Below are 18,559 nucleotides of genomic sequence, written 5' to 3'. Positions count from 1 at the left end.
ATCCTTTCTTAACAATAAATCAATATAAATGATATCTACATTTGATATAATTTTATAGGTCCATAATTTTGCTACCCTCTATTAAACGTATTAAAACCAAAAAAGTTTCCTTTTTTAGTAAAAGAATATAAAAAAGCGATTAATTTACGAAAATTAATCGGCTTTATTTCTGTCTATTATGTTCTTGTCGAAGTATGAGCAGTGCAAGTTGAAAGTCTTGTGCCTCAATCATTTGCATTTTATATAGTTCTTTTATTTCGTCTTCCATTAGTTCAAGATCTGCCAATCGATCTTTTGTATAAATGTACGTACCGAATCGTTTTAATAACTGCATAACATCATATACTGTCTTCAAATTGTCCATCCTCATCCCGGTTTAAATGACATTGTATCATTTGCTCATTAGTAATAATCAAGTCTACTGGGAGGTCAAAATGCTCCTTTTCCAAGTCATCCCTTAATTGAAAATCAAACGCTAACGAAATTTTATGCCCTTTATAATTCATTAAAAAGCGATCATAATATCCTCCACCATATCCTATTCGATAACCAGATGGGCTATAAACAATTCCAGGAACAACTAAAAGATCAATGTTATTTGGAGCTACTGGAGTTGTTAACAATGGATTTGGCTCTAATAATTGCATATACACGGTTTCTAATTGATCGAAGTTCTCTATCTTATAAAAGGTCATTGTCCGATCTTTTGGGGAGCATTTTGGCACAACAACGGTTTTACCCTTTTCCCATAATGCACGGATAATCCCTTCGGTATCCACTTCTGGAAAAGCCGAGATGGTTATTCCTATAGTGGATGCTTGTTGTACAGTTCCTAGTGTGAAAAAGCGACTCATGATTTGCTCTGATAATGTATGATAGGAGGACTGCTCTAAAGACGAAAGCTGTTGTTTCATTTCTTCTCTTAACTCTTTCTTTTTCATGTCATTTCGCTCCCATTTCACATAGAAAAAAACCAAAACCGAAGTTGGTTTTGGCTTAGGTTATTATTTAGTTTCTCTATGAAGAGTCATTTTCTTTTCACGTGAGCAATATTTTTTAAGTTCAAGACGTTCTGGATTGTTACGCTTGTTTTTCTTAGAAATATAGTTGCGCTCTCCGCAATCTGTACAAGCTAATGTAATATTAACGCGCATGGTTGTCCCTCCCACTCTTTTACAGGATGAAATATAAATTCTGAGCATGATTTATACGACTAACCCATTATAGCATATTATCCAAGAAAATCTACTATTTAATAAAAGAATTAATTCAAAGTTTTTTGGTATATGTTAGTATTATAAGAAGAAGTAATTATTTTGAGGTGAATTAGATGAGCTATACAATTATTATCATGATTATTGGAATTTTACTAATCATCGTTTCCTTTTTTCTTAAGGATTCCACGAAAAAAATGGAGTCAGAAGTAGAGGAACTCTCCATTACATTATATCAAGAAACAAGCGCTATTAAACGGAGACTAAAAATAGTAGAAGAGGAATTATTACTAGAAGGTTCTAAAATAACGGTTCCCAAAAAGCAAAAAACAAAACCTGTTATACACGAAATCATTAGAAGCCAAGTGCTTGAGCTGCATAAACAGGGCTATTCTCTACCAGAAATAAGTAAAAGGTCATCCCTATCTATAGAAGATGTTAAATATGTAATTGGCGGTGGAAAATAAGATGAAAAGGTCATCCATCCGTTCATTTGGTATCGGTTTGTTTATAGCAGGTGCTGTTCTCCAAATACAACATTTAACGCAAGAGGATGAAATCACATCGAAGCGCTCCATCACGGAGGAAGCATATGAAAAGTCACAAACAGAACTAAAAAATGTAAAGCAGCAATTAGCACAACTTCAGATGGACTTAGAGAATGCCCAAAAAGGACAACCTGTTACAGACGAATCGAAAGAAGTTGAAACAGGAAAAGAGGAAGCAACGGAGAGCGAGACTTCTAACAGTAGTCCTCCATATACTTTAATCGTTCAATCAGGCATGAATTCTAAAGAAATTAGTTCTCTATTAGAAGAAGCAGGAATTGTCCAAAATAAGCAAGATTTTGAAGATTATTTGGTCTCTAAAGATTTAGCAGGGCGTATTCAAATTGGTGAGTATGAGCTCGACTCCTCTATGACACTGAAACAGATTGCTGAAAAATTAACAGGAAAATAGAAAATGAAAGAGGTCGTCCAGAAGGTTTAATTTCTAGGCGACCTCTTTTGTTAATTATTTAGTTCGTAATGCTTCCCTTTTAATAAAAACAATAATCGTTCTGCCATATTTGTAGCGTGATCAGCAGATCTTTCAAGATAGCGACATACAAATGACAACTGCGTTACTTGACTTAGTTGTGCAGGTTGTTCTACCCCTACTGAAAGAAGTGTCTTAATTGCGTGACCATACAATTCATCTACCTCATCATCAAGTTTTGCGATATTCTTAGCTTCTTCAATGTCTTCATTTCTAAAAGCATCTAAAATTGATTTTAACATTGCGATCGTTTTGTCACGCATCTCTTCTAATAAATGAATTGGAGCGATATGTTCATCTTTTCCTATACGAATCGTTTCTTTTGCAATGTTTACTGCATAATCACCTATACGCTCCATATCGGATGCAGCCTTAACAAGCACCATTAATCTACGTAAATCTGTTGCAACAGGCTGTTGCTTAGCGATTAGTAAAATTACACGGTCATTAATTTCTTCTTCCATACGATTAATATGAATATCATTATTAATGATTGTTAGTGCACCTTCAATGTCATTTGAAAACAAATAATCCATTGCAGAATTCAAGGTATTAATCGCCGTATCACATAATTCATACATTAAATTTTGTACTTGTTGTAATTCCGCATCAAATTTCTCTCTTCCTACCATCCCTAACTACCCCTTTCCTCACCCGAAACGTCCTGAAATATAGTCCTCTGTGCGCTTATCTTCTGGAGTTGAAAAAATTACATCTGTATTATCAAACTCTACCACTTCTCCGTTTAAGAAGAAAGCAGTTTTGTCCGAAATACGAGCTGCTTGTTGCATATTATGTGTAACAATGATGATAGAATAATCGTTTTTCAATTCTTGAATAAGTTCCTCCACTTTTAATGTAGAAATTGGATCTAACGCTGAAGTAGGCTCATCCATTAAAATAACGTCTGGTTCAATTGCAAGACAGCGAGCTATACAAATACGTTGTTGCTGTCCACCAGAGAGGCTATACGCATTCGTAGATAAGCGATCTTTTACCTCATCCCAAATTGCTGCACCACGTAAACTTTTTTCTACGATTTCATCCAGAATTTTTTTGTTTTTAATTCCATGTATTCTCGGACCATATGCAATATTATCATAGATGGATTTTGGAAATGGGTTTGGTTTTTGGAAAACCATTCCAACTTTCGTACGTAATTCTTCTACTCCATAATCTGCATCAAAAATATTGCGGTCACGATACAAAATTTTACCTGATGTTTTTACTGTTGGAACTAATTCTACCATACGGTTTAAAGTTTTAATGTACGTAGATTTACCGCAACCAGAAGGTCCAATAATTGCTGTTACTTCATTTTCTTTAATTTCAAGGTCAATATTTTTTAAAGCATGATGATTACCATACCATAAGTTTAATTGTTGCGTGTTATACACAATATTTGAAGTTGAATTATTTACTGATGTATCGTTATTTAAAGATTGTACCATCATTACTTCCCCCTAATCACAAATTAGCTTAGTACCTTTTTTGAAATTTATTTCGAATAAATATAGCGATGGAATTCATGATCAATAAGAATACCATTAGAACAAGAATCCCTGCTGATGCGACATATTGAAATTCTGCCTGTGGTCTTTTAGCCCAATCGTAGATTTGCATTGGTAGAGCAGTAAACTGACTAAGTAAATTTTCAGGTAAAAACTGAATAATTACAGGAACACCAATTACTACTAATGGTGCCGTTTCACCGACTGCACGGGAAAGAGCTAAAATTGCACCAGTAAGAATACCTGGAATAGCCGAAGGTAGGACAACTTTAACAATTGTTTGCCACTTTGTCGCGCCCATTCCATATGAAGCTTCTCGAACATCTTGAGGTACAGCACGAATTGCTTCCTGAGAACCAACGATAATAACAGGTAATATTAACAAACTCATCGTAAATCCTGCAGCCAAAATACTATTTCCTAAAGCTAAAGCCCGAACAAAAATTGTTAATCCCAGCAAACCAAATACTACTGAAGGAACACCTGCTAAGTTGGAAATGTTCATTCGAATAAAATCATTTAATTTATTTTTTTTAGCATATTCTTCTAAATAAATTGCTGTACCTACTCCTAAAATTAATGATATAGGTGCAACTACACACATTAACCAAATTGACCCTATTAACGCAGCCTTTATTCCGGCTTTAGCAGGGAAACGAGATCCATAGTTTTGGAAGAATTCTGGTGTAAGATATCCAACACCTTGAGTAATGATTCGATAAAACAAGATTCCAAGAGCAACTAAAGCAAACAATGTAGCAAAAAGGAATATTACTTTAAAAACACGATTTACATTTAATCGACTATTCATTTTTTTTATGACTGATTCTTGATTAACATATTTCATATTAATATTCCTCCCGGAATTTTTTCGAAATCGCGTGAGCAATAAAATTCATCAATAATGTAAATAGGAAAAGAGTAAATCCTACTGCATAGATGGAATAATAAATCGTTGTTCCATATCCCGCATCACCTGATGAAACTTGTACAATATATGCAGTCATAGTTTGAATAGAGTCCGTTACATTTAAATCGAATTTAGGAGTAGATCCTCCTGCTAAAGAAACTATCATCGTTTCTCCAATTGCACGAGACAATGCTAGTACTACGGACGCAATAATTCCTGATAGAGCAGCGGGTAGTACAACTTTGATCGCTACTTCTAATTTTGTTGAACCCATAGCCAAGGCACCTTCACGTATTGAATTAGGTACAGAGCTCATTGCATCTTCTGATAAGGATGCGATCATTGGTAAAATCATAATACCTACAACAATACCCGGGCTCAATGCATTAAAGATTTTCAAGTCAGGAATAAATTGTTGTAAAAGCGGTGTTACAAAAGTTAATGCAAAGAAACCATAAACAATTGTTGGTATACCTGCTAATACTTCTAATATAGGTTTAATAATTCTTCGAGCGTTATCACTTGCATATTCACTTAAAAATATAGCAGAACCAATACCAAATGGAACTGCTACAATAGCAGCTATTAAAGTTACTTTTAATGTACCCGCTATTAATGGAAGAATTCCATATAACTGTTCCGTATTAGCAAATGGAAACCATTCTTTTCCGAATAAAAAATCTAATATCGGTACACGAGTGAAAAATATTCCTGTTTCTATAATAAGAGTAAAGACAATACCCAAAGTAGTTAATACTGAAACACATGCAATTAGTAGGAGAATAATTGGAATTATTTTTTCTACTATTTTTTTCTGTTTCTTGCTACTTGATTTTGCAATTAGCTCTTGTACTGATGGATGACCAGTCGCATTCTTTTGAGCCATAGTGAATCCCCCTTTTACCAAACGCAAGAAAAGAGTAGCAAGCCCTGCTACTCGTCTCTTACTTTTTAGATCAACCTATTATTTTAATGCTTCTAAATCAGCTAAACCTTTGTCGTAATTTTCTTGTGGAAGACTTACATATCCAACTGCTTCAGCCATTTCTCCTGCATTTTCAAGTGTATATTTCATGAAATCATAAAATGCTGGATTTTCTTTAAGCGCACTATTTTTTGCATATACGAACAATGGACGAGAAAGTGGTGAATATTCACCTGATTCAATTGTTTCGTTTGTAGGTTCTACACCGTTAACTTTAACAACTTTTAAAGTATCTTGGTTAGCTAAATAGTATGCATAACCGAAGAATGCTATTGCATTTTTATCGCCTTGTACACCTTGAACCAATACGTTATCATCTTCAGATAGAGTTGCAGATTTTACTAAGTCAGCTTCATCAAGAATTACTTCATCAAAGTAGTCATATGTTCCAGAATCAGTACCTGGTGAATAGAATACGATTTCTTCAGCTGGCCATTCTGGATTAATGTCAGACCATTTTTTTGTTGTTCCATCTTCAATCCACATTTTCTTTAGATCTTCAACTGTTAAATCTTCAACCCAATCATTGTCTTTGTTAACTACTACTGATAAACCATCATTAGCTACTTGGAATTCAGTAAAGTCAATTCCAGCTTCTTCAAGTTTTGTTTTTTCTTCGTCTTTAATTGGACGAGATGCATTAGCGAAATCTGTTTCACCTGCGATGAATTTTTCGAACCCGCCACCAGTACCGGACACACCAACTGATACTTGTACTTTATTTTGAACGCCTGCATATTCTTCAACAAGTGCTTCCGTAATTGGAGCAACTGTACTAGATCCATCTCCAGCAACTTGACCTTCTAGAACTGCCTCATCTTGTGTATCACCAGCAGTTTCTGTTTCTGTTTCTTCTGTTGGTTCTGAACTTGTATCGTCTCCACAAGCTCCAAGTACTAATGCTGATCCTACCATTGTTGTCATTAATAAGTACTTCCAGTTCTTCATCAGGTAAATCCCCCTAAAGTTTTGTTTTCTATTTTTCTTACAATGTTTACTATAAAGGCTTCATGTTGAGTCGATATGAATGCATTGTAAAGCTTTTGTAAATAAGAAACTAAAGAATTCCAATGTTATTTACATAAAAAAAACAGGTCTCCTAAATGGTTTCTTTAGGTTGACCTGTTTTGAATTAGTTGTTCGTTTCTTCTTCATCAATTTTTTCATTTGTAAAGGCTGGTTTTATAGTTGGAATCGGCATTGCCTCTTCACTATCCTTTAATGCACCATTTTTAAGTTGTATTTCAAAATACTTATCTACTAGCTGACGTGCAATACCAGTAGAAACATTCGTTTTGTAACTGGACTCTAAGGATGCATGAGGAATAACAAGAGCATATGCAATCTCTGGATTATCATATGGCGCAAATCCTATATGAGTTAAATTAACTGTTCTAATATTGCGTTCTTTAGGATTTTTTATAGTAGCATCATAAAAGAATGATTGAGCTGTACCTGTTTTTCCAGCGCCATTAAACGGTGCTGTACCAAAGGCTGAACGAGCTGTTCCTTTCGCTCCGGAATATACTCTTTGCATACCTTGACGCATACGATTGATTTCCTCTTGCGAATTATCAACTGTATTTAAAACATTTGGTTGAAACTCTTTTACTACTTTCCCCATTTTCACACCATCCGCAGATGGTTCTCTAATTTCTTTTACAACACGTGGTTGTATACGTTTGCCCCCGTTTGCAATAGTGGAGACAAATTGTGCAAGTTGTAATGGTGTATACGTATCGTATTGCCCAATACTTAAGTCAAGTAATTTCCCATCTTCTACTCCACCAATTACACCAGTCACTTCTCCAGGTAAATCTATTCCTGTCGGGACACCCAATCCTAATTGTGCATAACCATTGCGCATTTTTTGAAATGCCTCTGGACCAAAACTAATAGATTGATTTTCCTTATAAGTCCGTCCTGCTAAACCATATGCAGTCTTAAACATATAAACATTGGATGAACGTTCAATCGCTTCTAGATCATTTAATGGGATTCTACCAGAACGGTTGAAGACAGAACTTTTTGGCGCAGAATCTTTTATGCGAATCGGTTCATCTACTAATACATCCCCAGGTGAAATAACATTTTCACGATATCCTGTAAGCAATGTTCCAGGCTTTACTGTAGACCCTACTTCATACGCTGTTGTAAATGATCCGAAAGCATAATCCTTTATTTCGTACTTTCCTGTTTTAGCGTTTTTTTCTACCCTCTTACCAACCATGGATAGAACTTCTCCCGTGTTAGGGTCCATCATGATAAAGAAAGCCCTATCTAAATACTTTGCAGATGCTCCATTTCCTGTTTTTAATTCAAGTAGTTTTTGCCCTAAAATTTCTTCTTGCGCTAATTGAACTTCACTATCCATGGATAAAACTAAATCTTTTCCTGGTTCCCCATCATAGACAGTTTTAATATCAATTACTCGCCCTTTACCATCTGTGATATTCTTTACTACACTTTTTTGACCTTGTAAAACATCCTCATATTGCTGTTCAATATAGCTTTTTCCTACCCGGTCATTTCTAGAGTAGTCTCTTGATAAGTAATAATCTAATCGGTCTTTTGGTATACCCTCTTTCGGCAATGATGCAGTTCCTAGTATAGCAAGAGAAGATGTTTTTACTCTACGCCAATCAGTTGTTGTATTAACGCCGTTTAGATCCCCTAGCCTTTCGGAAACTCTTGCAAATTCCTCATCTGTCACATCTTCCCCTTTAATAATTTGAGGAGACAGTGCGTATCCTGATGCCATTTCACGATAGATAGCAATAATTTCTAATTCTTCTGGAGTGAATGCCTCTAGTTGCTCCTCAGGTATCCGACTTCGAGTTAGTCGGTTAATCTCAGCATTTATTTCTTTCTCTTCAAGCTCTTCATTTTTCTCTATTTTGTTTCGTTCTTCTTCGGAGACTAACTTTAAAGCTTCCTTTGGATATTTACGAAGCCAAAAATCTTGTAAATCGCTTTTTGTAATTCCATCTGCTTTCTTTTCAATTAATAAACTAAGCTCTTTCGCAATTTCGAACATTTCTTCTGACTTGGTCGTCTGCATTTTCGTATAGGTAATCGCAAGTTGAGGCTCATTGTCTACCATGATACGACCTTGACTATCAAAAATACGACCACGAGGAACGCTTGTGTTTACAGGAACTTCCTCCGTTCGTTCTATTGCCCTTGTATAATCTTCTCCTTTGACAATTTGCAAATAGCCTAATCGCAAGATTAATAATGTAAATAGCAGGAAAATAGAAAAGAAAAGAATGTTCATGCGAAATGTAATATTGGCCCTTTGTTTAGCCTTTACACTTTGTGCACGTTTATTAGGAATTTTTCGCATGAGTTTCACCTACTTTTTTGAATTCTAATTGGCTTTAGCTGCCAAGATTTGCATTTAAAAAATTTGATTTTATGACCATAGGCACTAATATCATTTAAATACAGTAAATAATTTAATCTACCTATTAGTGTAACATAAAAAGCACACACTTTTAGACGAAAAAGTGTGTGCCAGGTTTCTTTTTTTATTAAGTTCTCAAAAAGAATTATTTTGCTGCAGCGTAGCGTTTTGAAACTTCATCCCAATTTACTACATTCCAGAAAGAGCCGATGTAGTCTGGACGACGATTTTGGTAGTTCAAGTAGTAAGCATGTTCCCATACATCTAAGCCTAATAATGGAGTTTTACCTTCCATGATTGGAGAGTCTTGGTTTGCTGTAGAAGAAACTTCTAATTCTCCATTAGCAACTGATAACCAAGCCCAGCCAGACCCAAAACGAGTTGTAGCAGCTTTAGCGAATTCTTCTTTGAATGCATCAAAGCTTCCAAATTTAGAATCGATTGCTTCTGCTAATTCACCAGATGGATTTCCCCCACCGTTAGGAGAAAGAAGTTGCCAGAATAATGAATGGTTAGCATGTCCACCACCATTATTACGTACTGCAGTTTTGATATCTTCTGGTAATGCATCTAAGTTAGCAATTAACTCCTCAACCGATTTGTTCTCTAAGTCGGATTTGCCTGAAACCGCATTGTTTAAATTAGTAACGTACGTGTTGTGATGTTTAGTGTGATGAATATTCATCGTTTCTTTGTCAATGTGTGGTTCTAGTGCGTCATACGCGTAAGGTAGTTCTGGTAATTCGTAAGCCATTTTTTGTTTCCTCCTAAAGAATATTTTAGAAAATTCTTTCCACGTATTAGCGTATCAAATTAATGAAAAACGTTCAATTAAAAACGACTCGATTACTTTTCATACTTTTGACTGAGACTAAACAAAAATAAGAAAAATGAACAACATCACCACAAGAATGATAATCTTGACTATGGATGAAGTAAGGAAACCAATAAGAGAGCCTATCCCTGATTTAGTAGCTTGTTTTATCCCTTCTCGTGTAACAATTAGTTCCGCTAACACCGCTCCAAGGAAAGGTCCAACTAATATTCCTGCTACGGGAATAACAAATGGACCAACAATTAAACCAATAGTACTTCCCCATAAACCCGCTTTTGTTCCACCAAACTTCTTTACTCCAAAAGCGTTCGCAACCATATCTGCACTAAACAATAAGACGACAAACAATAATTGAATTACCCAAAACAGCCATGTTAGTTCTGAAAAAGAGAAGAATAACCCATAAATAATATATCCTAATATCATAAATACAACAGAAGGAATAATAGGATAAAAAGTTCCGATAAACGCAATAATGAAACTAGCTATTATTAAAATCCATCCAATAATTTCAATCATACTCGTTTCCCCAATATGGCATCTGCAATATTTACTGCATGATCACCAACTCTTTCTAAATTACTTAACATATCAACAAAAATTACACCAGCATGACCTGTGCATAGACCTTCATTTAATCGTATAAAATGATTTTTTCTAAATTTACGTTCCATCCTGTCTATTACATTCTCTTGTTCTGCAACCTCTCTAGCTAACTGGTCACTATTTAAATCTAAAGCTTCTATTGCTTTTTTAACTGTACTTATCGTTAGTTCAAACATCTCAGATATATCCTCCAATGCATCCTCGGTTAGTTGGAAATGATGTTCGTCTTGGTAATCAATTAGCTCGATGATATTTTCAAAGTGATCTCCTATCCTCTCAATATCACGAACAGTTGCCATTAACATTAGATGCCTATTCGAATCCAGACTGGATAGCGGTTGGCTAGAAATTTTTACTAAATAATTAATAATTTTTGTATCTAAATGATTAATTGCGTCTTCTATTTGATTTGCCTCGTCTGCATCATTCTTATTTCTATCTTTGAGATAATAGAATGTTTTCTCTAAACCTTGTACACTTAAATCACCCATACGTAGAATTTCCTCTTTCGCTTGCCCAATAGCTATGGATGGGGATTCTTCTATAAAATCTTCCTCTAAATGTTTCGGTTTATACTTCGTATTGAAATCTTCCCCTGGAATTAATTTGGTTAATAGAAATACCCATGCTCCTATAAGAGGAAACTGAAGGATTACATTTACTACATTAAAAGTTCCATGCGCTAGAGCAATTTGCATTTTGTTTTCAATTGAAAGAGCTTCTGAGATCCATTCAATATATAAAGTAAATGGGGTTAATAAGATAAGAAAGACAAGTGTTCCTACTACATTAAAAAGAACATGTGAAAAAGCTGCTCTTTTAGCACCTGCAGATGCCCCTAAAGAGGCAAGGATTGCGGTAATGGTTGTCCCAATATTATCACCAAACAAGATGGGTAAAGCACCTTTTAAAGAAATTAAATGTTCTGCGTAGAATCCCTGTAATATTGCTACAGAGGCACTAGAACTTTGTAGAAATAAGGTCATTACAGTTCCCGCTATGACTCCTAAAAGAGGATGATTACTTACACTCAATGTGATATCCGTAAAAGATGAAAGCTGTTGCAAAGGACTCATACCACTCATCATTAAATCTAGACCTAAAAACAGTCCTCCAAATCCAAATAGGACTTCTCCTACATTTTGTAATATTTTTCGTTTGAAAAAAAAGATTAAAAATGCTCCTGTCGCCATAATTGGCAGAGAATAATCACCTATTTCAAATCCTATAATAAATGCTTTAATCGTAGTACCAATATTAGCTCCCATAATTACACCTATTGATTGGCGTAATGTCATAAAACCTGCACTTACTAAGCCAATGACGATAACGATTGTTCCCGCACTAGATTGGATTAAAACAGTAAATAGTATACCAGCTAACACACCCATAAGTGGATTTGTAGTATAACGATCCAGTAAATCTCTTAATCTATCCCCGGCCGTTTTCTGTAGGGCATCCCCCATATATTTAATGGCAAATAGGAAGATTCCTAATCCGCCAAAAAATTCGAACAGCATTTCTTGCCAATTGAGATTCACCTTTAGTCAACTCCTATTTCGACATATTTCACATATCTATTATGGTTAATATATAAAGGAATTGTAAAGAGAATAAAATCATTCTTTCATTTTTTTTAATTTAAGCCCCGTATTACTTTGTTTTTCTTTCTGAAGAGGTGATAAAATGTAAATGAAAGGGTGAATTTAATGAATTTGTTACAGCTGTTTAAAGCAAGCTTGCATAGTCCTAAAAAAATTGCAGCATTCCGACTGATTCCAATTGGAAAGGTTATGCAATACATATTTATATACATACTACTCATTACATCTATTTCATTTGTTCAGTTTATAAATGGAATTTCGATTCAACAAGCTAATATGGAAGGTCTCTTAGAGTATTTTCAAGAGATACAATGGTTGCTTTATCCATTTTCTTTTATATTTTTATTTGTTTTAAACACTTTGCTTATATTTGTACGGATTAGTATTTTTGCTTATGTGGGAGTGATTATCCTCTCACTTTTAAAAAGAAAAGGAGAATATAGACATTTGTGGAGAAGTACACTTTTTGCCAGTACTATTCCAATGCTAATTTCAGTTGTGGTTGCTTTTTTCAATATATCAACTGGGTACATACAATTCTTCATCTATTTCGTTACGCTCGTTTATCTGTTTTTAGCATGTAAATATTATCCTATCAAACGGTAATCATAATTCCTCCTTGCGCACATATAGTGGGACAAGGAGGTTTTTATATGAAAATATTCGTAGCAACGATCACCATTCTAATCACACTTTATATTATCAAAGTAGATATGTTCGAAGGAACGATTCCTCTTGCATTTTATCCACCAGAAGAATGTGTGGAAACAATGGATTATGTAGCAGTAAAAAAACACCCGGGAGATACTTTATATACTCTTTTTTCCATGTACCCTGCTGAAAAGGATATTACCTTTTCTGAAAGAGAAATGGACTTTTATGCTTTAAATCCACATCTGATCAATCAAACCATTATAGACGGCGAACTGATTTTTTTACCGATATACACATCATCTGAATCTTGCAAAAATGAAAGATAGAGGTTTCCTCCTTGTCATTTCAATCCTATCACTGATAAAATGAATGATAGTGATGGCATAAAGCCTCAAGAAGGAGAGAATTTCATGAGTGAAATAATTCATCGTTCCAAAACTCGTCCAGTTCGAGTTGGAAACTTAACAATAGGTGGAAGTAACGAGCTATTCATCCAAAGTATGACTACGACCAAAACCCATGATGTAGAAGCAACTGTAGCCGAGATTCTGCGACTGGAAGAAGCAGGTTGCCAAATCGTACGTGTTGCATGTCCAGATGAACGAGCGGCTTATTCTATTGGTGAAATAAAAAAACGTATTAATATACCACTTGTAGTGGATATTCATTTTGATTATAAGCTTGCTCTTATAGCAATTGAGCAAGGTGCAGATAAAATTCGTATTAACCCAGGTAATATTGGGCGCAAAGAAAAAGTAGAGGCTGTTGTAAATGCTGCAAAAGCAAAAGGTATTCCAATTCGTATTGGTGTAAACGCAGGTTCGCTTGAAAAGAAAATCCTAGAGAAATATGGTTATCCAACTGCTGATGGTATGGTTGAAAGTGCATTACACCATATTAAAATTCTCGAAGATTTGGATTTTCACGACATCATTGTTTCTATGAAGGCTTCGGATGTAAATTTAGCTATTGAAGCATATACAAAAGCTTCTCAAGCATTTGACTATCCTCTTCATTTAGGAATCACAGAATCAGGAACGTTATTTGCTGGATCGATTAAAAGTGCAGCAGGACTTGGAACTTTACTAAGCATGGGTATAGGAAATACATTGCGTGTATCGCTAAGTGCAGATCCTGTTGAGGAAATTAAAGTTGCTCGCGAATTGTTAAAAGTATTTGGTCTTTCATCTAACGCTGCAACGTTAATCTCTTGTCCGACATGTGGACGAATTGAAATTGACTTAATCTCAATCGCAAATGAAGTAGAAGAATATATTTCTCATATTAAAGCGCCAATTAAAGTTGCAGTATTAGGATGTGCTGTTAACGGACCTGGTGAGGCCCGTGAAGCGGATATCGGAATTGCCGGAGCACGAGGAGAAGGTCTGCTATTTAGAAAAGGTAAAACTGTACGAAAAGTTCCAGAAGAAACAATGGTAGAAGAACTCAAAATTGAAATTGATAAAATTGCAGCTGAATACTTTGCTCAACAAGAACTAGAGAAGCAAGAAATAGAAAAACAAGAAGTGTAAGGAGTAATGCAAGATGGTAATTGCTAGATTCGGAATTGATATTGACGGGACAGTAACATGTCCTACTTCTTTACTTCCACATATTAATAGTGCCTTTAATTGTAACTTGCAATTGGATGACATTAAAGAATATGACTTAACAAAAGCTTTTTCTGTAGATGAGAAAGAATTTTATGAGTGGTTTAAAAAAACAGAATCTACCATTTATGCTTCATCCCCTATTCAATCTGATGCACATGCTGTATTGTCTGCTTGGAAGGAAAAATATGAGCTATATTTTATTTCTGCCAGAGGAGAAAATGTGCGGGATGTTACGCTTAACTGGTTCAAAGAACAAGAATTACTGTACGATCATATTGAATTGATTGGAACACATAACAAAATTGAAACGGCTCGAAAACATGGTGTGCATGCTTTTTTTGAGGATAAGCACGACAATGCCGTAGAAATTCATGAAGAGCTAGATATCCCAGTAATTCTGTTTAACACACCTTATAACCAACAGCCAGCTCCAAAAGGAGTTATTCGTGTTAACAATTGGATTGAAGCAAATGATTGGATTGAAAAAGAATTTGCATTGCAACGAACGTGAAGAGTAATCTTCACGTTTTTTTTTGTGGTAAATTATAGTCAGAAAATCGAGTTCGGGAAAAGCCACTCTCTTTCAGCGGACTAATTAACGGGCCCTCACCCTTCGCTACGCTGAGGGTCTTCGGCAAACGCTATTCCCACAGGAGTGTCGCTATTTACAACGATTTTCTATAAATACTGAATTTAAGTGATACAAACTTGCTCTATTAATGGCATGATAGTTTACTAATTGGGAAGCGGCTGAAGCCTTGTCGACAGAACGCGTCCGCCTGGAATGGAAAGATGAAGCACTTATTGGAGGTTCGCTCTTTTGTTTATAATATAACTAAAAAAGAAAATCCTGCCAAAGGTTAATTTGGCAGGAAATATTAATGACATTCTGGACATTTACCGTAAATTTCAAATTTATGGCTATCAATTTGATAAGCTGGAATAGCATTTTGAAGTACTTCCATAGGACAATAATTTATTTCTTTTATGTTACCACATGACATACAAATAAAATGATGATGATGGTGATCCATTTCACATTGCATACGAAAATGTTTCTCTCCACTTAACTCTGTCTCTTCTAAAATTCCAAGGTCCACGAAAGTACTCAAGTTACGATAAATAGTATCGTAGCTCATCCCTGGATGTTCCACCATCATAACATTCAAAATATCTCGAGCTGTAATATACTTCTCTGTTTTCGAAAAAATATCTAATATCTGCTCTCGCTTATCTGTTTTTTTATACCCTTCATTTTTGAGAATATCCCATGCTCTTTCAATGTTCATTGTGAAGTTACTCCCTTCATCGATATCTTTTTCAATGTAATAGTAAGTAGTAAGATAACTATTGACGTAACAACAATTGTTCCACCTGGAGCTATATTTAAATAAAATGCACTTACCAATCCAATGATGACGGCAAGCTCTCCAAATAGTACTGAAAGTATTATTGCTTGCTTAAAACCTTTCGCTATTCTCATAGCAGCAGCCACGGGCAAAGTCATTAGGGATGAGACTAAAAGAATACCAACTATACGCATAGAACCTGCAATAACTAAAGCCGTAACAATCATAAACAAAATATGAATCCATTTTGCAGGTAATCCAGAGGCTTTTGCATATTCCTCATCAAAAGATAGAACAAATAATTCCTTGTAAAATAAAGATAAAAATACAACAACAACAATTGCAATACTGATTACGATATAAAGATCCTGACGACTTACAGCAGAAACGGAACCAAATAAATAACTAAAAAGGTCGGAGCTAAATCCTTCTGCAAGTGACACAAAAATAGCACTAAAACCAAGCCCAGCAGACATGATTATAGGAATCGCAAGCTCTTCATAATGTTTATAAAGTCTTCTTAATCTCTCAATAAATAGTGAACCCGTCACAGAAGCCACTATTCCTAAATATAACGGGTTAAGAAGTGCCAAAGCACCAACCGATTGACTTAAGTAAAGACTACCTGCTATTCCAGCTAAGGTTACATGACTAAGAGCATCTGCTATTAAAGAAAGCCGTCTAACAACAATAAATACTCCTAGCAATGGAGCAATAACCCCAATTATTAAACCGGAAGTAAATGCATTTTGTAAAAATTGATATTGGAATATTGATTCAATCATAATTGACCCTCGTTTCGGTGGTTCACTTTACGAACGGAGTGACCATACCAAGCTTCTAATTGCTCATCACTCATCGAATCCATTTCGTTTTTATAACCATGAAAATGAATTGTTTGATTGAGGCATGCAACATGGCTAATGCTCTTCGATACAGCATCTACATCATGTGTAACTAATACAATCGTAATTTGATGTTCCCGATTTAAATGAGATAACATATGATAAAACGAGCGAACATTTTTACTATCCACACCTACAGTCGGTTCATCTAAAATAAGGATTTTTGGATCGCTAACTAAAGCCCTAGCTATAAATACACGTTGTTGCTGTCCACCTGATAAATCTCCAATATTTTTTTTTGCAAACTTTTCCATACCTACAGAAGTAAGTGCTTCCTTCACCTTATTTTGCACATTTTTAGGGTAAGAACGAAAAAGTCCTGCCTTTTTTACTAACCCACTTTGCACTACTTCTTCGACTGTTGCAGGAAAACCAGTATTAAATGCGTTGGATTTTTGAGAAACATAGCCTATTAATTCTTTTTCCTTAAACAAAGGAACCGGTTTGCCAAAAAGTAATACCTTTCCTTTAGTAGGCTTTAAGAGTCCAAGAATTATCTTAAGAAGTGTTGACTTTCCTGATCCATTAGGTCCAATAATCGCTAAAAAATCCCCTTCTTCAATTTTTATAGAAATATTTTTTAGTGCTTCTGTTTGTTCATATTGATAATAAACATTTTGTAACTGAATTAAGGGTTTACCCATCATTTTTCCTCTATTCTAATTAATAATCATTACGATTTACAAAGTTAAAGTATAGAGGAAAATATAGAAAGTGTAAATAATTTTAACTTGAGAGGATGTTCAGATGGATATCGCACGGTTTATTAATGAATTACAAACTTGTTCGATAAAAGATTTTAAAAAAATACTTAGAGGGTTTGATATTAAGTTATCAGATAAAGAGATTAAAGAAGTATATCCACTTCTACAAGAAATCTCGTTAAGTTGGCTATTACTTGGTGTCCCTATGGCAATACAGCAAAAATTAATTAGTATATTAGGTGAGCAAAGAGCAGTAGACTTATTTTATCAATTAAAAGAAAAAGCCCCCTCATTTTTACGTGAAAACTGAGGGAGCTACTTATTTAGTATAATATTTTATCTTAAAGCATCTATTGCTTCTGCTGTAAAAGTATTTGAACGAAGCATTTCAATTTCTATTTTATATGGTGCTTGTTTTGATTTTGCATCTACCCCTACAAATGGAGTTTCCAGTATTTTAGGTAAATGCATTAATTGAGGATGGTGCACAATATACTGCAGTGCCTCGAAGCCAATTTCTCCAAAGCCAATATTTTCGTGTCTGTCTTTTGCAGCTCCACGAACATTTTTACTATCATTGATATGAAGTACTTTTAGACGGTCTAATCCAATAATTTTATCAAATTCATTCAAAACACCATCAAAATCATTCACAATATCATATCCTGCATCATGAATATGGCAAGTGTCCAAACATATTGAAATACGGTGATTGTTAACCACCCCATCAATTATTTGTGCTAATTCATCAAAAGTTCGACCGCACTCTGACCCTTTTCCAGCCATCGTTTCGAGTGCAATTTGTACCGATTCTTCTTGAGTCAATACCTCGTTTAAACCCTCTACTATTTTAGCAATGCCTGCATCTGCTCCTGCTCCAACATGAGCACCAGGGTGCAATACGATTTGTGTTGCACCTATTGCAGCAGTTCTCGTCACTTCTTTTTGTAGAAAATCTACGCCTAAAGCAAATGTCTCAGGTTTTGTCGTATTACCTAAATTAATAATATATGGAGCATGAACAACAATATTGGATATATCATTTTCTTTCATATGTTCTAATCCAGCTTCAATATTCAATTCTTCAATTGGTTTTCTACGTGTATTTTGAGGTGCGCCTGTGTAAATCATAAATGTATTTGCACCGTATGATGCTGCTTCTTTGCTAGAAGCAAGAAGCATTTCTTTCCCACTCATGGAAACATGTGAACCTAAAAGCAACGAA

At 35.0% G+C, this 18,559-nt stretch carries 23 protein-coding genes; 7 read left to right on the top strand and 16 right to left on the bottom strand.

Annotated elements, in window-relative coordinates:
- Positions 1-163: 163 nt before the first annotated feature.
- From AM499_RS03410 to rpmG, 3 genes are all read right to left on the bottom strand, one after another.
- Positions 164-355 (bottom strand): YqgQ family protein, encoded by a 192-nt coding sequence (locus tag AM499_RS03410; RefSeq protein ID WP_053588884.1) that lies wholly within the window; start codon positions 353-355, stop codon positions 164-166.
- A complete protein-coding gene (locus AM499_RS03405) occupies positions 339-941 on the bottom strand; it encodes a 5-formyltetrahydrofolate cyclo-ligase (RefSeq protein ID WP_053588883.1) in 603 nt (200 codons plus the stop codon). Before AM499_RS03405 ends, AM499_RS03410 begins: the two co-directional genes overlap by 17 nt.
- 63 nt (positions 942-1,004) lie before the next feature.
- Positions 1,005-1,154 carry a 50S ribosomal protein L33 gene (rpmG, locus tag AM499_RS03400; RefSeq protein ID WP_053588882.1) on the bottom strand — a complete coding sequence of 50 codons (150 nt, stop codon included), beginning with the start codon at positions 1,152-1,154 and terminating at the stop codon, positions 1,005-1,007.
- A gap of 176 nt (positions 1,155-1,330) precedes the next feature.
- On the opposite strand from rpmG, the gene AM499_RS03395 reads away from it, so the two are divergent.
- Positions 1,331-1,681, top strand: coding sequence for a hypothetical protein (locus tag AM499_RS03395; protein WP_053588881.1), 351 nt, complete (start codon positions 1,331-1,333; stop codon positions 1,679-1,681).
- A gap of 1 nt (position 1,682) precedes the next feature.
- Complete coding sequence (locus AM499_RS03390; protein WP_053588880.1) at positions 1,683-2,174, top strand: endolytic transglycosylase MltG; 492 nt, start codon at positions 1,683-1,685, stop codon at positions 2,172-2,174.
- Positions 2,175-2,224: 50 nt separating this feature from the next.
- Here the strand turns inward: AM499_RS03390 and phoU are convergent, their stop codons facing one another.
- The 9 genes from phoU to AM499_RS03345 all read right to left on the bottom strand — a co-directional run bounded on the left by phoU (position 2,225) and on the right by AM499_RS03345 (position 12,046).
- Complete coding sequence (gene phoU, locus AM499_RS03385; RefSeq protein ID WP_053588879.1) at positions 2,225-2,884, bottom strand: phosphate signaling complex protein PhoU; 660 nt, start codon at positions 2,882-2,884, stop codon at positions 2,225-2,227.
- A gap of 18 nt (positions 2,885-2,902) precedes the next feature.
- Positions 2,903-3,703: a phosphate ABC transporter ATP-binding protein PstB gene (pstB, locus tag AM499_RS03380; RefSeq protein WP_053588878.1), complete on the bottom strand. Its 801-nt coding sequence runs from the start codon at positions 3,701-3,703 to the stop codon at positions 2,903-2,905.
- A 28-nt stretch (positions 3,704-3,731) separates the two neighbouring features.
- Positions 3,732-4,610 (bottom strand): phosphate ABC transporter permease PstA, encoded by an 879-nt coding sequence (gene pstA / locus AM499_RS03375; protein ID WP_053588877.1) that lies wholly within the window; start codon positions 4,608-4,610, stop codon positions 3,732-3,734.
- 1 nt (position 4,611) lies between these two features.
- Positions 4,612-5,559: a phosphate ABC transporter permease subunit PstC gene (gene pstC / locus AM499_RS03370; protein WP_053588876.1), complete on the bottom strand. Its 948-nt coding sequence runs from the start codon at positions 5,557-5,559 to the stop codon at positions 4,612-4,614.
- Between the two features lie 78 nt (positions 5,560-5,637).
- Complete coding sequence (locus tag AM499_RS03365) at positions 5,638-6,606, bottom strand: PstS family phosphate ABC transporter substrate-binding protein (RefSeq protein ID WP_053588875.1); 969 nt, start codon at positions 6,604-6,606, stop codon at positions 5,638-5,640.
- 184 nt (positions 6,607-6,790) lie between these two features.
- Positions 6,791-9,004, bottom strand: coding sequence for a peptidoglycan D,D-transpeptidase FtsI family protein (locus AM499_RS03360; protein WP_053588874.1), 2,214 nt, complete (start codon positions 9,002-9,004; stop codon positions 6,791-6,793).
- A 205-nt stretch (positions 9,005-9,209) separates the two neighbouring features.
- The gene (locus AM499_RS03355; protein WP_053588873.1) at positions 9,210-9,818 is read right to left on the bottom strand and encodes a superoxide dismutase; all 609 of its coding nucleotides are present in this window, start codon (positions 9,816-9,818) and stop codon (positions 9,210-9,212) included.
- Positions 9,819-9,935: 117 nt separating this feature from the next.
- Positions 9,936-10,415, bottom strand: a complete 480-nt coding sequence (locus AM499_RS03350) for a DUF456 domain-containing protein (RefSeq protein ID WP_053592080.1) — start codon at positions 10,413-10,415, stop codon at positions 9,936-9,938.
- Positions 10,415-12,046, bottom strand: coding sequence for a Na/Pi cotransporter family protein (locus AM499_RS03345; protein WP_053588872.1), 1,632 nt, complete (start codon positions 12,044-12,046; stop codon positions 10,415-10,417). The genes AM499_RS03350 and AM499_RS03345 overlap by 1 nt, the downstream gene beginning before the upstream one ends.
- A 168-nt stretch (positions 12,047-12,214) precedes the next feature.
- Between AM499_RS03345 and AM499_RS03340 the strand changes: the two genes are divergently transcribed.
- The 4 genes from AM499_RS03340 to AM499_RS03325 all read left to right on the top strand — a co-directional run bounded on the left by AM499_RS03340 (position 12,215) and on the right by AM499_RS03325 (position 14,887).
- Entirely contained in the window at positions 12,215-12,715 is a 501-nt protein-coding gene (locus tag AM499_RS03340) for a DUF1189 family protein (RefSeq protein WP_053588871.1), read from the top strand.
- A 47-nt stretch (positions 12,716-12,762) separates the two neighbouring features.
- On the top strand, positions 12,763-13,089 hold the full coding sequence (locus tag AM499_RS03335; RefSeq protein WP_053588870.1) for a hypothetical protein: 327 nt from the start codon (positions 12,763-12,765) through the stop codon (positions 13,087-13,089).
- 84 nt (positions 13,090-13,173) lie between these two features.
- Positions 13,174-14,295, top strand: coding sequence for a flavodoxin-dependent (E)-4-hydroxy-3-methylbut-2-enyl-diphosphate synthase (ispG, locus tag AM499_RS03330; protein ID WP_053588869.1), 1,122 nt, complete (start codon positions 13,174-13,176; stop codon positions 14,293-14,295).
- Between the two features lie 13 nt (positions 14,296-14,308).
- Positions 14,309-14,887: a 5' nucleotidase, NT5C type gene (locus AM499_RS03325; RefSeq protein WP_053588868.1), complete on the top strand. Its 579-nt coding sequence runs from the start codon at positions 14,309-14,311 to the stop codon at positions 14,885-14,887.
- 367 nt (positions 14,888-15,254) lie between these two features.
- On the opposite strand, the gene AM499_RS03320 is transcribed toward AM499_RS03325, so the two are convergent.
- The 3 genes from AM499_RS03320 to AM499_RS03310 are packed head-to-tail and all read right to left on the bottom strand — an operon-like array spanning position 15,255 to position 17,274.
- Entirely contained in the window at positions 15,255-15,665 is a 411-nt protein-coding gene (locus AM499_RS03320) for a Fur family transcriptional regulator (protein WP_053588867.1), read from the bottom strand.
- Complete coding sequence (locus tag AM499_RS03315) at positions 15,662-16,510, bottom strand: metal ABC transporter permease (protein WP_053588866.1); 849 nt, start codon at positions 16,508-16,510, stop codon at positions 15,662-15,664. The genes AM499_RS03320 and AM499_RS03315 overlap by 4 nt, the downstream gene beginning before the upstream one ends.
- Positions 16,507-17,274 carry a metal ABC transporter ATP-binding protein gene (locus AM499_RS03310; RefSeq protein WP_053588865.1) on the bottom strand — a complete coding sequence of 256 codons (768 nt, stop codon included), beginning with the start codon at positions 17,272-17,274 and terminating at the stop codon, positions 16,507-16,509. The genes AM499_RS03315 and AM499_RS03310 overlap by 4 nt, the downstream gene beginning before the upstream one ends.
- A gap of 103 nt (positions 17,275-17,377) precedes the next feature.
- Here AM499_RS03310 and AM499_RS03305 point away from each other — a divergent pair, with 103 nt between their 5' ends.
- A complete protein-coding gene (locus AM499_RS03305; RefSeq protein ID WP_053588864.1) occupies positions 17,378-17,644 on the top strand; it encodes a hypothetical protein in 267 nt (88 codons plus the stop codon).
- Between the two features lie 26 nt (positions 17,645-17,670).
- Here the strand turns inward: AM499_RS03305 and AM499_RS03300 are convergent, their stop codons facing one another.
- Positions 17,671-18,555 carry a deoxyribonuclease IV gene (locus AM499_RS03300; RefSeq protein ID WP_053588863.1) on the bottom strand — a complete coding sequence of 295 codons (885 nt, stop codon included), beginning with the start codon at positions 18,553-18,555 and terminating at the stop codon, positions 17,671-17,673.
- Between the last annotated feature and the right edge of the window lie 4 nt (positions 18,556-18,559).

The organism is Bacillus sp. FJAT-22090, from assembly GCF_001278755.1.
Lineage (GTDB): Bacteria > Bacillota > Bacilli > Bacillales_A > Planococcaceae > Psychrobacillus.
This window is presented reverse-complemented; position numbering and strand designations above follow the sequence as displayed.